Source organism: Kocuria oxytropis (assembly GCF_040981195.1).
GTDB classification, from domain to species: domain Bacteria; phylum Actinomycetota; class Actinomycetes; order Actinomycetales; family Micrococcaceae; genus Kocuria; species Kocuria oxytropis.
Genome location: NZ_JAVFXA010000001.1, coordinates 284,028 through 298,301 on the forward strand (window position 1 = coordinate 284,028; position 14,274 = coordinate 298,301).

General features: G+C 73.9%; 15 protein-coding genes. 8 read left to right on the forward strand and 7 right to left on the reverse strand.

Annotated elements, in window-relative coordinates:
• Nucleotides 1-5: 5 nt before the first annotated feature.
• Nucleotides 6-803, reverse strand: a complete 798-nt coding sequence (locus QYM41_RS01310; protein ID WP_368797925.1) for an alpha/beta fold hydrolase — start codon at nt 801-803, stop codon at nt 6-8.
• Nucleotides 804-891: 88 nt separating this feature from the next.
• Between QYM41_RS01310 and QYM41_RS01315 the strand changes: the two genes are divergently transcribed.
• Nucleotides 892-2,190, forward strand: coding sequence for a condensation domain-containing protein (locus QYM41_RS01315; RefSeq protein ID WP_368797926.1), 1,299 nt, complete (start codon nt 892-894; stop codon nt 2,188-2,190).
• Nucleotides 2,191-2,374: 184 nt separating this feature from the next.
• A complete protein-coding gene (locus QYM41_RS01320; RefSeq protein WP_368797927.1) occupies nt 2,375-2,647 on the forward strand; it encodes a hypothetical protein in 273 nt (90 codons plus the stop codon).
• Nucleotides 2,648-2,666: 19 nt separating this feature from the next.
• Here QYM41_RS01320 and QYM41_RS01325 read toward each other — a convergent pair whose 3' ends face one another.
• Nucleotides 2,667-3,047, reverse strand: a complete 381-nt coding sequence (locus QYM41_RS01325; RefSeq protein ID WP_368797928.1) for a DUF1622 domain-containing protein — start codon at nt 3,045-3,047, stop codon at nt 2,667-2,669.
• Nucleotides 3,048-3,278: 231 nt separating this feature from the next.
• On the opposite strand from QYM41_RS01325, the gene QYM41_RS01330 reads away from it, so the two are divergent.
• The 4 genes from QYM41_RS01330 (at nt 3,279) to QYM41_RS01345 (ending at nt 7,010) form a co-directional block, all read left to right on the forward strand.
• The gene (locus tag QYM41_RS01330) at nt 3,279-4,487 is read left to right on the forward strand and encodes a thiolase family protein (RefSeq protein ID WP_368797929.1); all 1,209 of its coding nucleotides are present in this window, start codon (nt 3,279-3,281) and stop codon (nt 4,485-4,487) included.
• The gene (locus QYM41_RS01335; RefSeq protein ID WP_368797930.1) at nt 4,487-5,266 is read left to right on the forward strand and encodes an enoyl-CoA hydratase/isomerase family protein; all 780 of its coding nucleotides are present in this window, start codon (nt 4,487-4,489) and stop codon (nt 5,264-5,266) included. Before QYM41_RS01330 ends, QYM41_RS01335 begins: the two co-directional genes overlap by 1 nt.
• A 13-nt stretch (nt 5,267-5,279) precedes the next feature.
• Nucleotides 5,280-6,149, forward strand: a complete 870-nt coding sequence (locus QYM41_RS01340) for a 3-hydroxyacyl-CoA dehydrogenase family protein (protein WP_368797931.1) — start codon at nt 5,280-5,282, stop codon at nt 6,147-6,149.
• A 150-nt stretch (nt 6,150-6,299) separates the two neighbouring features.
• Entirely contained in the window at nt 6,300-7,010 is a 711-nt protein-coding gene (locus tag QYM41_RS01345; protein ID WP_368797932.1) for a tyrosine-protein phosphatase, read from the forward strand.
• A gap of 16 nt (nt 7,011-7,026) precedes the next feature.
• On the opposite strand, the gene QYM41_RS01350 is transcribed toward QYM41_RS01345, so the two are convergent.
• A complete protein-coding gene (locus tag QYM41_RS01350) occupies nt 7,027-7,458 on the reverse strand; it encodes a hotdog fold thioesterase (RefSeq protein ID WP_368797933.1) in 432 nt (143 codons plus the stop codon).
• Nucleotides 7,459-7,613: 155 nt separating this feature from the next.
• On the opposite strand from QYM41_RS01350, the gene paaZ reads away from it, so the two are divergent.
• Complete coding sequence (gene paaZ, locus QYM41_RS01355; protein WP_368797934.1) at nt 7,614-9,704, forward strand: phenylacetic acid degradation bifunctional protein PaaZ; 2,091 nt, start codon at nt 7,614-7,616, stop codon at nt 9,702-9,704.
• Nucleotides 9,705-9,818: 114 nt separating this feature from the next.
• On the opposite strand, the gene QYM41_RS01360 is transcribed toward paaZ, so the two are convergent.
• The 4 genes from QYM41_RS01360 to QYM41_RS01375 all read right to left on the reverse strand — a co-directional run bounded on the left by QYM41_RS01360 (nt 9,819) and on the right by QYM41_RS01375 (nt 13,045).
• The gene (locus tag QYM41_RS01360) at nt 9,819-10,364 is read right to left on the reverse strand and encodes a hypothetical protein (protein ID WP_368797935.1); all 546 of its coding nucleotides are present in this window, start codon (nt 10,362-10,364) and stop codon (nt 9,819-9,821) included.
• Between the two features lie 113 nt (nt 10,365-10,477).
• Complete coding sequence (locus QYM41_RS01365) at nt 10,478-11,104, reverse strand: TetR/AcrR family transcriptional regulator (RefSeq protein WP_368797936.1); 627 nt, start codon at nt 11,102-11,104, stop codon at nt 10,478-10,480.
• A 106-nt stretch (nt 11,105-11,210) separates the two neighbouring features.
• Nucleotides 11,211-12,554 carry a phenylacetate--CoA ligase family protein gene (locus QYM41_RS01370; RefSeq protein ID WP_368797937.1) on the reverse strand — a complete coding sequence of 448 codons (1,344 nt, stop codon included), beginning with the start codon at nt 12,552-12,554 and terminating at the stop codon, nt 11,211-11,213.
• 2 nt (nt 12,555-12,556) lie between these two features.
• Nucleotides 12,557-13,045 (reverse strand): hotdog fold thioesterase, encoded by a 489-nt coding sequence (locus tag QYM41_RS01375; protein WP_368797938.1) that lies wholly within the window; start codon nt 13,043-13,045, stop codon nt 12,557-12,559.
• Nucleotides 13,046-13,257: 212 nt separating this feature from the next.
• On the opposite strand from QYM41_RS01375, the gene paaA reads away from it, so the two are divergent.
• On the forward strand, nt 13,258-14,274 hold the full coding sequence (gene paaA, locus QYM41_RS01380) for a 1,2-phenylacetyl-CoA epoxidase subunit PaaA (protein WP_368797939.1): 1,017 nt from the start codon (nt 13,258-13,260) through the stop codon (nt 14,272-14,274).

Genomic DNA, 14,274 nt, shown 5'->3' on the forward strand with positions numbered 1-14,274 from the left:
CCGGGTCAGCCGGCCGCCCCGGCCCGGCGCTCCACCGCCCGGACGAAGTCCGCGCACCGCAGCGGCCACCCGGCCAGCTCCTCGGGGCTGCCGGCCACGTGCAGGCCGTCCCCGGGCAGGACCTCGCGCAGCGCCTCGGCCGTGGACAGCGGGTGGGCGTCGTCGCCGGCCCAGGCCAGCACCAGGGCGGGCACGCCGATCCGGGCCAGCTCCCCGGCCGGAGGGAGGTCGGTCGCGGCGGCGCCGCGCAGCACGGCGGGGAGCAGCCGGGGGTCGACGCGCGGCGGGTGCGGCGCACGGTCCGCGACCGCCGGAGGCCGGACCGCGGCCCGCCCGGCCCGGAGGTAGGCCTCCAGGCCGTGGCGTTCCACGAGCGCCGCGCTCCCCCGGTACGTCCGGGCCTGGGCGCGGCGCGTCCCCCAGGCCGTCGAGGGCACGCACAGTGTGAGCGAGCGGAACCGTCCGGGGCGGGCCAGGGCCGCGTGCAGCAGCGTGGCCGCGCCCATGGACGGGCCGATGCCGTGCACCGGCTCCCCGGGAGCCACGGCGTCCAGCAGCTCCAGCAGGTCCTCGGCCAGCCGCGGCCAGGCCCAGTCCGCGGCCACCGGCTCCGCCGCGGAGCGGCCGTGCCCCCGGGCGTCGTAGCGCACGGTCCGGTGCCCGGTCAGCCCGGACGCCAGGTCGAGGCCACCGGCCGCGCTGGCCTCCCGGTCGGAGAGCAGCCCGTGCAGTTGGACCACCGGCGGGCCGGAACCGGTCACGTCGTAGGACAGTCGGCAGCGGGGCAGGTCGAGCGTCGGCATGCCGTCACGGTACGCGTAGATTGTGACCACCGGTGGACCGGGGTGTCCCGGGCGGCCGGACCGCTCCCGCCCGACCAGGAAGGTGCGCATGCGGCTGACCAGCATCTCGCAGGCCCGGCTGCCCGAGGGGCGTCTCTCCAGCTGCACGGTCCCCGTCACCGGCACCGGCCGTCCGCTGCCGGTGTCCTTCGACCAGGGCATGCACGTGGGCACCGGCCCCCGCCCAGGGTCCTGGATGGCGGTGTCCCTGGAGCTCGCTGCCCCCGTGAGCCGCGCGGAGCTCGGGGCGGCCTGGGCCGGGGTCGTGCAGCGGCACCACACGCTGCGCACCGTGTTCTCCGCCGACGACGACGGCCGGGTCCGGCTGCACGAGATCGCCGACGCCGTGCGGCCGGTGTGGACCGGCCACGACGTCGGCGCCTCCGGCACCCGGGCCGCTCTGCAGGCGGTGGCCGACAGCGCGTGCTCCCCGCTGGCCCGCCCCTCGCACCGGCTGTGCCTGATCGAGCCCGCGGCCGGGCCCGTCGTCGTCGTGCTCGCGGCCGACCACGCCCACGTGGACGCCTGGTCCCTGCCCCTGCTCGCCCGGGACCTCCTCGACGGGATGGCCGACCACCGCGCCGGGCGCCCGGTCGGGGCGGGCCGTGCGCCCGCGGCGTCCTTCGTCGAGCACACGCGCGAGCTCGCCGCGCGCCCGCCGGCACCGCCGCACGTCGCCCGGCGCTGGGCGCGGATCCTCGCGGACGGCGGCGGCACGATGCCGGTCTTCCCGCTGCCCCTGGGGGAGCTCGGCGCACCGGTGCCCGAGACCGTGACCACGCGCGACGTCCTGGACGCCGCGGACCTCGCCCGCCTGGAGGCCCGGGCGGGGGCGCTGCGCGTCCGGCTGCTGGTGCTGGTGGTCTCGGTGCTGACCCGGGCGACCGCGGACCTGGCGGGCCGGCCCCTGCGCGCGGTGCTGCCCGTGCACAGCCGCACTGAGCCGCGCTGGCGGGACGCCGTGGGCTGGTTCATCACCAACTCGGTGCTCGAGTGCTCGGACCCCGCCCCGGAGTCCTGCCGGGCCGCCGTCCGCGAGACCCTGGAGCTCGGCTCGCACGCCCTGGAGCCGATCCTGCGGCCCCACGGCGGCATGCCCGTGCCCCCGGGCATGTTCATGCTGTCCTACCTCGACTACCGGCGGCTGCCGGCCGCGCCGGCGCCGGAGCAGCGAGCGCAGCACATCTCCGCGGCCGCACCGACCACCGGGGTGCAGGTCTGGTTCGTGGTGGGCGAGGGCGGCCTGCACCTGCGCGCCCGCTACCCGGGCACCGGGCAGGCCCACCGGTCGGTGGGGGCGTGGCTGGACGCCGTCGGGGCGGGGCTGCGCGCCGCGGCCCGCCCGTAGCCGCGGCGGCCTCCGCTGCGCCCGCCCCGGCCGGCCCGCGGTCCCGCCGAGGCGGGCCGCGGCGCTGCCGGGGAGGGCCGCGGCGCTGCCGGGCGCGCCGCGGCGCCACCGGCGGGGGCGCGTGCGGACCTGCCGCGGACCCGGCGCCCCGACTATCCTGGGGGGAGCGGGCAGAAGGGGTCAGATGGACGATCGGACCGTCGCCAGGACACAGGCCAGGATGATCCGCACCGCGCTGACGAGCACCGGGCTGGGAGCCCGCGAGCTGTGGCTGCGGTACGTCCACCTGGGCGGAGAGGTCGGGGAGCTGGAGCTCGACGCCTACCTGCACCATGCCCTGTACCTGCCGCCCCGGCACCGGGACGTCCTCGCGCGGGCCGCCAACCAGCTGGCGCCCGGGCACCGCGTCCCGTGCAGCCGCGACCTGCGTCCCGAGGAGTTCCCGCCCGAGGTCTGAGCGTCCGGCCCGGGCCCGGCTAGCCTGCCCGCCGGGCCGGTGGCGCCGGGGCCGCGTGCTCCTTCTGCCACGGCCACCGCCCGGTGATCTCGAGCTCCAGGGACCAGCTGAGGAAGGTGCGCACGAGCACGATCAGCGCCAGGACGCCCACCGACTCGAACGTGGGGGTGATGGCGACGGTCTTGATGATGTCCGCGGCCACGAGCAGCTCCAGGCCCAGCAGGATCGAGCGTCCGAGCCGCTGCCGGTAGCTCTCGTAGGTGTCGCGGTCCCCGCCCCGGCGTCCCAGCAGCTCCCGCAGCGCCAGGAGGCTGGCCACCAGCGTCCCGATGACGATGGCGACCACGCCGGCGACGTCGACCGCCTCCCCGACGAGCTCCATGGACTCCTGGAACGACATCCTGCACCTCCCGTGACCCGGCGGACGCGCCGGTTCGTGCCGGCGACGAGGAGGCCAGGATCTCACGCCCGCCCGGCGACCACGGTGTCCGCGGTCCCGGTGTCCCGGGATCACCGTGCGGCTGTTGACCCGCGGGCGCCCGCGTGCGAAGGTTTGATGAACGATCGGTCAGTAAAGTCGGGCGACGATGCCCGGCCACCGGCCACTCCCCGTCGCGACAGGAGTCCATCCATGCCCTCCACCCCTCAGGCCCTCCTCGTCGGCGGGGCCCGCACCCCGGTGGGCCGCTACGGCGGCGCACTGGCGGGCGTGCGCCCCGACGACCTGGCCGCCCTCGTGGTCAAGCACGCGGTGACCGACGCCGGGATCGACCCGCACGACGTCGACGAGGTGATCCTCGGCAACGCCAATGGCGCCGGCGAGGAGAACCGCAACGTGGCCCGCATGGCCTGGCTGCTGGCCGGCTTCACCGACACCGTCCCGGGCATCACCGTCAACCGGCTCTGCGCCTCCGGGCTGTCGGCCATCATCATGGCCTCCCACATGATCAAGGCCGGGGCCGCCGACATCGTCGTCGCCGGCGGGGTGGAGTCCATGTCCCGGGCCCCCTGGGTCATGGAGAAGCCCGCCAAGGCCTACGCCAAGCCCGGGGAGGTCTTCGACACCTCCATCGGCTGGCGCTTCACCAACCCCGAGTTCACGAAGCACGACAAGATGACCTACTCGATGCCGGAGACGGCCGAGGAGGTCGCGATCGTCGACGGGATCTCGCGCGAGGACGCCGACGCCTTCGCCGTGGCCTCCCACGAGAAGGCGATCGCCGCGATCGACGCCGGGCGCTTCGCCGAGGAGATCGTGCCCGTCACCGTCACGGGCCGCAAGGGCGCCACGACGGTCGTGGACACCGACGAGGGCCCCCGCCCGGGCACCTCGATGGAGGCCCTCGCGAAGCTGCGCCCCGTGGTCGGCCACGGCACGGTCGTCACGGCCGGCAACTCCTCCTCCCTCAACGACGGCGCCTCGGCGATCCTCGTGGTCTCCGAGCGCGCCGCCGAGAAGTACGGACTGACCCCCCGCGCCCGGATCGTCGACGGCGCCTCGGCCGGGGTGCCGCCGCAGATCATGGGCATCGGCCCCGTCCCCGCGACCCAGAAGGTGCTCGAGCGCACCGGCTGGGGCATCGACGACCTCGGGGCGGTCGAGCTCAACGAGGCCTTCGCCTCCCAGTCCCTGGCGTGCATCCGCCGCCTGGGCCTCGACGCGGGCACCGTCAACAACGACGGCGGAGCCATCGCGCTCGGTCACCCGCTGGGCTCCTCCGGCTCCCGGCTGGTCGTCACGCTGCTGGGCCGGATGGAGCGCGAGGGCGCCGACCGCGGCCTGGCCACCATGTGCGTGGGCGTGGGCCAGGGCACCGCGATGCTCGTGGAGAAGCTCTGATGGTGGGCCCCAGCGAGATCCTCGGCGGGGAGTTCACCGCCCTGCGGCTGGAGGAGCGCGAGGACCGCCTGCACGTGGTCCTGGACCGCCCCGCCGTGCGCAACGCCATCGACGCGACCATGGTCGAGGAGCTGCACACCGTGTGCGCCCACCTGGAGCGCCACCCGAAGATCCTGATCCTCTCCGGCACCGAGGTCAACGGCAAGGGGATCTTCGCCTCCGGGGCCGACATCGCCCAGCTGCGCGAGCGCCGCCGCGACGACGCCCTGGCCGGGATCAACTCCCGGATCTTCGACCGCATCCACCACCTGCCCATGCCGGTGATCGCCGCGATCGACGGCTACGCCCTGGGCGGGGGCGCGGAACTGGCCTACGCCGCGGACTTCCGCATCGCCACCGCGCACCTGAAGATCGGCCAGCCCGAGACCAACCTGGGCATCATCGCCGCCGCCGGCGGGCTGTGGCGGCTGAAGGAGCTCGTCGGGGAACCGGTCGCCCTGGACATCCTGCTGGCCGGGCGGATCCTCGACGCGCAGGAGGCCTTGGCCCTGCACCTGGTCACCGAGCTGCACGAGCCCGCCGGGCTGGTGGCCGCCGCGCACGCGCTGGCCGACCGGATCGGCGCCCAGGACCCGCTGGCGGTGCGGATCTCCAAGCGGGTCTTCGCCGCCCCGCCGGCCGCCCACCCGCACATCGACGAGCTCGCCCAGGCCGTGCTCTTCGAGTCCCAGGCCAAGTTCGACCGCATGCAGGCCTTCCTCGACCGCAAGAAGAAGTAGGAGCACCCCGACCATGACCGAGAAGCACGCACTGACCGTCCCCGCCGTCGTCGGCGTCCTGGGCGGAGGCCGGATGGGCGCGGGCATCGCCCACGCCTTTCTCCTCGCCGGGGCGCAGGTGACCGTGGTGGAGCGGGACGGGCAGGCCGCCGAGGCCGCGCAGGAGCGGGTCGAGCGGGACCTCGCCAAGTCCCTGGAGCGCGGGAGCGTGGACGGGAACCTGGACGAGTGGTCGCAGAACCTCACGCTGTCCCTGGACTACGCCGACTTCGCCGGGTGCGACCTGGTCGTGGAGGCGGTCCCGGAGGTCTGGGACCTGAAGGTCTCCGCCCTGCAGGAGGTCGAGCGCCACCTGGCCGAGACCGCATGGCTGGCCACCAACACGTCCTCGCTGTCCGTGGACGGGCTCGCCGAGCAGCTGGCCCGCCCCGAGCGGTTCTGCGGCCTGCACTTCTTCAACCCCGTGCCGGCCTCGAAGCTCGTGGAGGTCGTGAACTCGAAGCGCACCGGCGAGGAGCTCAGGCGGCTCTCGGTGCGGTGGGTCGAGGGCCTGGGCAAGACCCCGGTGGTCGTCAACGACGCCCCCGGCTTCGCCTCGTCGCGGCTGGGCGTGGCGATCGCCCTCGAGGCGATCCGCATGGTCGAGGAGGGCGTGGCCTCCCCGGAGGACATCGACAACGCCATGGTGCTGGGCTACCGGTTCCCGGTCGGTCCCCTGGCACTGACGGACATCGTGGGCCTGGACGTCCGCCTGGGCATCGCCGAGTACCTCGAGTCGCAGCTGGGCCCGCGCTTCGCCCCGCCGCAGCTGATGCGGGACATGGTGGCCCGCGGCGAGCTGGGCCGCAAGACCGGCAGGGGCTTCTTCACCTACGACCGGTAGCTCCCGCAGCCCCGCCGCCGAATCCACCGGTTCCGTCCGGGACCGCACGAACCGTGCCGCCGTCCCGGGCGGAACCGGTGCGTTCGCGCGCCCGAGCGGAGCGGAGCGGGGCGGGAGGGCGGCGTCGGAGGCGGGGCCTATCGTGGGGGCATGCAGGCACAGCCCGGCGCCCCCGCCACCTGGGACGGCGCGCTCAACGCCCGGCACCTGGCCGGGGACGTGTGGCGGATGGGCCGCTCCGAACGGCTGACCCCCGCCGGCTGGCGCGCCGCCGCGGCGGACGGCGTGCGCACGGTCGTGGACCTGCGCAACGCGGACGAGCGGCGGCGCCGGCCCACCGACCCCGCCGACGACCCGGCCGCCCGCGCCGGCATCACGGTGCTGCACCGCCCCACCGAGGACCCCTCCCATCCGCAGTTCCCGCTGGTGGGCACGCCGTACCTCAACCATCCGCGCGGGTACCGCGACTACCTGCGGCTGTTCCCGGGTCCCCTCGCCGAGGCGGTGCGGGCGGTGGCGACCGCCGAGGGCGCCGTGGTGGTGCACTGCTCGGCCGGCCGCGACCGGACCGGGGTGCTCGCGCTGCTGCTCCTGGGCCTGGCCGGCGCACCGCCGGAGCGCCTCCTCGCGGAGGACGAGGCCGCCGCACGCGGGATCAACGAGTGGCACCGCGTCTCGCCGGTCCCCCACCCGGTGGAGCGCCACCACCCCGAGCACGAGCTCACGGCGCTGCTGGCGGAGCGCAGTGCGGCCCTCCGGGATCTGCTGAGGGGTTTCGACGCCGAGCGCTGGCTCGTGGACGCCGGGCTGGCCCCCGGGGAGCTCGACTCCCTGCGCCGGCGGCTGGGGCGTCCGTCCTGACCGGCCCCCGGACGGCCTAGTTCCCGGCCCGGGCCTGCTCCGGCCGGTCCTTGAGGAAGTTCGTGATCCGCACGGTGCACAGCCGCGCGCCGTCCTCGTGCTCGATGACCACCTCGTGGCAGGTGAGGGACCGGCCGAGCTGCAGGGCGGTGGCCGTGGCCGTCACGGTGCCCGTGCGGGAGGAGCGGTGGTGGGTGGCGTTGACGTCCACGCCCACGGCGACCTTGCCCATGGTGGACGCGTGGATCACCGCCGCCCAGGAGCCCACGGCCTCGCCGAGGGCCACCATGGCCCCGCCGTGGAGCAGGCCCAGCGACTGACGGTTGCCCTCGACCGGCATGGACGCCACCACCCGCTCGGCCGACTCCTCGAGGACGGTGACCCCCATCTTCTCGTCGAGCTCCCCCAGGACGATGCGCCAGGGCTCGTGGGTCTCGGTGGTGGTCATGGCGCTCCTCGGGGACTCGGCGGCGTGGCACGGAACCGGGGTGGGGCGGTGGTCCCGGGGTGTGACGTAGGTTATCGTGGTCATAATACCGAACGATCGGTCAGGATGCGGGTGGCGGACCGCCCGCACGCACCCGAGCGAAAGGACCACCCACCGTGGCAGCACAGACCCGGACCATCCTCCCCAGCTACCTGCAGGGCCGGTGGTGGACGCCGGAGGACCCGCAGAAGGTCACCGAGGTGACCGACGCCTCGACCGGCGAGGTCATGGCGCACGTGTGCACGGACGGCATCGACATCGCCTCCGCAGTGGACCACGGCCGGACCGTGGGCCAGCGGGCCCTCGGGGAGCTCACCATCCACGACCGGGCCCTGCTGCTCAAGCAGCTCGCCCAGTACCTGAACGAGCACAAGCAGGAGCTCTACGACCTCTCCTACGCGACCGGCGCCACCCTGAAGGACCACTTCTTCGACGTGGACGGCGGCATCGGCACCCTCTTCACGTTCTCCTCCAAGGGCCGGCGGGAGCTGCCCAACGCCAACGTCATCGTGGACGGCGCCGTGGAGCAGCTCTCCAAGGACGGGTCCTTCCTGGGCGAGCACGTCTACACCCGCATGCCCGGCGTCGCCGTGCAGATCAACGCGTTCAACTTCCCCGTGTGGGGCATGCTCGAGAAGTTCGCCCCGGCCTTCCTCGCGGGCATGCCGACCCTGGTGAAGCCGGCGACCCCCACCGGCTACGTCACCGCCGCCTGCGTGCGCCTGATGCTCGACTCCGGCCTCCTGCCCGAGGGCTCCCTCCAGCTGGTCTCCGGCTCCGCCCGGGACCTGCTCGACCACCTGGACTACCGCGACCACGTGGCCTTCACGGGCTCCGCGGGCACCGCGCAGTCGCTGCGCCGGCACGACAACGTGCTCAACGGCGGGGTGCGCTTCACCGCCGAGACCGACTCCCTCAACGCCGCGATCCTCGGCCCCGACGCCACCCCGGAGACCCCGGAGTTCGAGGCGTTCGTCAAGGCGGTGTTCACCGAGATCACCTCCAAGGCCGGGCAGAAGTGCACGGCGATCCGGCGCGTGATCGTCCCGCGCGAGCGCGTGGAGGACGTCGTGGCCGCCGTCGCCGAGCGCGTGCAGCAGCGCGTGGTCATCGGCGACCCCCGCACCGAGGGCGTCACCATGGGCGCCCTGGCCTCGAAGGAGCAGCAGGGCGAGGTGCGCCGCGCCGTGGAGCGCCTGATCGCCGCCGGCGGCACCGTCCGCCTGGGCGGGCCGGACGCCCCCGTGGGCGACGCCGACGCCGAGGCGGGGGCGTTCTTCCCGGTCACGGTGCTGTCCTTCGAGGACCCGGACACCCCCGAGGTGCACTTCGTCGAGGCCTTCGGGCCCGTGACCTCCGTCCTGGGCTACACCGACGTCGACGACGCCGTGCGCCTGGCCGCGCTGGGCGGCGGCTCGCTCGTGGCGACCGTGTGCACGGACGACGGCGCGACCGCCGCCCGCTTCGCCGCGGGCATCGGCTCCCACCACGGACGCGTGCACTTCCTCAACCGCCAGGACGCGAAGACCTCCACCGGTCACGGCTCCCCCATGCCGCACCTGGTCCACGGCGGACCGGGCCGCGCCGGCGGCGGTGAGGAGCTGGGCGGCGTGCGCGGCGTCAAGCACTACATGCAGCGCACGGCGATCCAGGGCCCGCCGGACATCCTCACCGCCGTGACCGGCGTGTGGCACCGCGGTGCCGCGGCGAACACGGTGACCCGCGAGGCGGTCGAGAACGGCACGGGCGAGCACCCCTTCCGCAAGTCCCTGGCGAGCCTGCGGATCGGCGACCAGTTCGCCTCCGAGCTGCGCACCGTGACCCTCGAGGACATCACCGAGTTCGCCGAGCGGACCGGTGACACGTTCTACGCGCACACCGACGAGGAGGCCGCCACGGCCAACCCGTTCTTCCCGCGCCGGGTGGCCCACGGCTACCTGCTGGTGTCCTGGGCGGCCGGGCTGTTCGTGGAGCCGGCCCCCGGCCCCGTCCTGGCGAACTACGGGCTGGAGAACCTGCGGTTCATCACGCCGGTGACCTACGACGACGCGATCCGGGTGACCCTCACCGCCAAGCAGATCACCCCGCGGGTGACCGACGAGTACGGCGAGGTCTGCTGGGACGCGGTCCTGCACAACCAGCACGACGAGATCGTGGCGACCTACGACGTGCTCACGCTGGTGGCGAAGACCTGGCCCACCGCCTGACGCTCCGCGCCGCACGGACTTCCCGGGGGTGCCGCCGGCCGCAGGGCCGGCGGCACCCCCGGGAACTCCCCGCACGCCGCGCTCCGCCGGGAGGACGGCGACCGGGCGGTCCGCCTAGGACGCTCCCTCGACCGTGGCCTCGTCCAGGTAGGGCTCGCCGGCGTGCTCGGCGTAGAAGCCCTGCTCGTCCTCGTCCCCGCCCGCCTCCTCGGTCACGGGCGGCTCGAAGTCCTCGCGGAGGGTGCCCGTCACCTCGACCACGGCGCCCTCCTCGAGCTCCGGGGCCGCGTACCGGGCGCTGACCAGCAGCGGGTCCGTCCCCGGCGCCCCGGGAGCGGTGATCACGTAGGCGCTCCGGGAACCGATCAGGTCGCTCACCTCGCCGCGCAGCCGCACCTGCTCTCCGGCGTAGTCGGACAGCCCCGCCCGGAACGCCTCGTCGTAGGGGCCGTCATAGGCGAGATCGACTGCGGTGTCCGCCGTCCCCGGTGTCCGGGGGGCCGTGGCGCCGGCCGTCCCGGTGGACGACTCGGTGGACGACTCGGCCGCCGGTCCGGAGGTCTGCGTGCCGGCGCACCCCGCTGTCGCCAGGACAGCCAGGGCGAGCGCCGCCGAGACGATCGGGCGGCTCCAGGTGCGTTCTGTCGTGGTGGTCGTCACGGCACTCCTTCTCGTGGACACGGTCTCTCCGGACCCGGCGGGACGGCAGCGTCCCTCCGGGCACCATCCTCGCGCACCGGACCCGGTCCGAGCACCCCGCACCCGGGAGCGGGTCAGCGCGCCCGCAGCCCGGAGAAGGCGAGCAGGACGACCGTCTCGGCCAGCTCCTCCCACGCCTGGCCCGCCTGGGGCCGGTACCAGTCGACGATCGAGTTGATCATGCCCAGGAGCAGCCGGGAGGCCGAGCGTCCGCTGAGGTCGCCGCGCAGGTCCCCCTCGGCCTGTGCCTGCTCGATGAGCGCCCCCACCCGGCGGGTGATCGCGCGGCGGCGCTCGAGGGCGCTGGTCTCGACCTCGGAGTTGCCCCGCAGCCGCAACAGCAGCGTCACGTAGGGCATCTGCTCCACGAGCACGCGCACGGTCCCCCGGATCACCTGCTCGAGCCGCTGGACCGCGGGCGCCTCGGTCCGCTCCGCGGAGGCCAGGACCTCCTCGAGCGCGTCCAGGGCGCGGCCCAGCGCCTGCTCGAGGATCGCCTCCTTGGACTCCACGTGGTGGTAGATCGCGGACTTGGAGATGCCCAGGTGCTTGGAGAGCGTGCCCATCGACGTGGCGTCGTAGCCGTGGACGTTGAAGACCTCCACGCACACGGCGAGCAGCGTCTCGCGGTCGTAGCCGGGCCGGCCGCGGCGCGGGGCCGCGGCACGGTCCGGGGAGGCGGGCGCCGGTGCGTGCGTCATGAGGACCTCGATCTCGGTGGGGACGGGCAGGACAACGATCCTACGACGCGAGGAGCCCCCGAGCGGTCTCGGGGGCTGGTCGCGGCACGGGTGGGCGTGCGGGGCGTCACGCGTCCTTGCGGTGGTCGTAGACGCGGCGCAGCTTGCCGGAGGACCGGGCGAGGGTGCCCGGCTCGGCGATCCGGATCGAGGCCGAGGACCCGATCTTCGTCTTGATGGCGTGCAGCAGCTTCTGGCCGCCGGCCTCGGCGGCCTCGACCGTCACCTGCTCGCGCCGCTCGATGTTGATGGTCATCTGGTCCATCCGGTGCGGCCGGGTGATCTCGAGCGTGAAGTGCGGGCTCAGCTCCGGCACCTGCAGGGCCAGCTCCTCGATCTGGGACGGGAACAGGTTCACCCCGCGCAGGATGATCATGTCGTCGGAGCGGCCCGTGATCCGGCCCATCCGCCGGTGCCCGGGCCGGTCCGTGCCGGGGAGCAGCCGGGTCAGGTCGTGGGTGCGGTAGCGGATGATCGGCAGGGCCTCCTTGGTGAGCGCCGTGAACACGAGCTCCCCGGGCCGTCCGGTCTCCTGCACCTCGTCGGTGAACGGGTCGATGATCTCGGGCCGGAAGTGGTCCTCCCAGATGTGCGAGCCGTCCTTGGCGGCGGCGGACTCCCCGGCCACGCCGGGTCCCATCACCTCCGAGAGACCGTAGATGTCGCACGCGTCGACGTCGAAGGCCGTCTCGATCTCCCGGCGCATCTCCTCGGTCCAGGGCTCCGCCCCGAGCACCGCGGTGCGCAGCGACGACTCCCGGGGGTCCAGGCCGAGCTTGCGGAAGCCGTCCGCGATGGTCAGCAGGTAGGTGGGGGTGGAGAGGATGGCCTGGGGCTCGAAGTCGCGGATCATCTGGACCTGCTTCTCGGTCTGCCCGCCCGACATGGGGATGACGGCGCAGCCCAGGCGCTCGGCGCCGTAGTGGGCGCCGAGCCCGCCCGTGAACAGGCCGTAGCCGTAGGCGTTGTGCACCTTGTCCCCGGGGCGCACGCCCGAGAGCCGGAAGCAGCGGGCCACGAGGGCCGCCCAGGTGTCGAGGTCGTTCTGGGTGTAGGCCACCACGGTGGGCTGCCCGGTGGTGCCGGAGGAGGCGTGGATCCGCCGCACCTCGCTCATCGGCACCGCGAGGGACTTGAACGGGTACGCCTTGCGCAGGAACTCCTTGTCCGTGTACGGGAAGAGCCGGAGGTCCTCGAGCTGCGTGAAGTCGCCCGGGTGCACCCCGTGGCCGTCGAAGAGCTCCCTGTAGGCGGGGACGTTCTCGTAGGCGTGGTGCAGGGTCCAGCGCAGCCGCTCGACCTGCAGGGACTCGACCTGGTCCCGGCTCATCGTCTCCTCGGGGTCCGGCTGCGAGCGGTCCGCGGGGGCGGGGGCAGGGGTGTAGGGATTGGGGACGGAGCACTCGGTCATGATCAGACTTCCTCGGGCTGCGGGACAGACGGCTGGGCGGGCTGCAGGACGGGTTCGGCGGGGCGCTCCGCGGACGTCGCCGAGCGCAGGGCCGGGTTCGGGATGGTGCGGCTGCGGCCCCGGAACTCGGCGATGAGCCGGTCGCCGGCCAGGACCTGGATGTCGTAGACGCCGCTGCGCCCGGCCTGGGCGCGCACGGTCCCCACGGCGGTGAGCTCCTGCCCGCGGTAGGCCGAGGCGAGGAAGTTGATGTCCACCCCCGCGGCCACCGTGATGGTGCTGCCGTCGCCGGCCGGGTCGTTGCACGCGAGGGCGAAGCAGGTGTCCGCGAAGGCGAAGACCATGCCGCCGTGGGCGATGCCGAACCCGTTGAGCATCTCCTCCCTCAGCGTCATGCGGATCCGGGCGTGACCGTACTCGGCATGGTCCACGGTGATGCCCATCCAGCGCGAGGTGTGGTCCCCCGCGAGGATCGGATGGCCCTGGGACATGTAACTCTCCTCACAGTTCACGACCGAATGTTCAGTAGACAATCCCACTCCGGCCCCGGTGTCAACCCGGGGGCCGCGGCGGACGGAACCGGGTCGCCGCCGCGTTCCACCTGTTGACGACGCCGACGGGGACCCATATCCTGAACGAACGGTCAGTTAGTCGCGTGCGGCCCTCCCGCCCCGCGGCGCCATCTCGTCGGAAGAGGGACACCATGACTACGCAGAACACGGGACTCCACGCCGTGCCCGCGGCGGACGCCGCGGAGCAGGCGGAGCTCGACCGCGCGGGCCAGGAGCACTTCGAGCGCATCATCGCCGAGGACTCCCGGATCGAGCCGCGCGACTGGATGCCCGCCGCCTACCGCAAGACGTTGGTCCGCCAGGTCTCCCAGCACGCCCACTCCGAGATCATCGGCATGCAGCCGGAGGGCAACTGGATCTCCCGGGCGCCCTCCCTCAAGCGCAAGGCCATCCTGATGGCCAAGGTGCAGGACGAGGCCGGCCACGGGCTGTACCTCTACTCCGCCGCCGAGACGCTGGGCACCCCGCGCTCCGAGCTCAACCAGCAGCTGCTGGACGGCCGCGCCAAGTACTCCTCGATCTTCAACTACCCCGCGCGCACCTGGGCCGACATGGGCGCCATCGGCTGGCTCGTGGACGGCGCGGCGATCGCCAACCAGGTCCCGCTGTGCCGGGCCTCCTACGGGCCGTACGGCCGGGCCATGGTCCGCATCTGCAAGGAGGAGTCCTTCCACCAGCGCCAGGGCTGGGAGATCCTCTACGAGCTCTCCCACGGCACGCCCGCCCAGAAGCAGATGGCGCAGGACGCCGTGAACCGCTTCTACGGCCCCTCCCTGCAGATGTTCGGCCCCCCGGACGACGACTCGCCCAACTCGAAGCAGTCCATGGCGTGGAACATCAAGCGCTTCTCCAACGACGAGCTGCGCCAGCGGTTCGTGGACATGATCGTGGAGCAGGCCGCGGCGCTGGACCTGACCCTGCCGGACCCGGACCTGAAGTGGAACGAGGAGCGCGGCCACTACGACTACGGACCGCTGGACTGGGACGAGTTCAAGGCCGTCGTCGGCGGCCGGGGACCGTGCAACCTCCAGCGCATGCAGCGCCGCCGCACGGCGCACGAGGACGGCGCCTGGGTCCGCGAGGCCGCCGCCGCCTACGCCCGCAAGACCGCCGCGGAGCGCGCCTCCGCCGAACTCATCGGAGCCTGA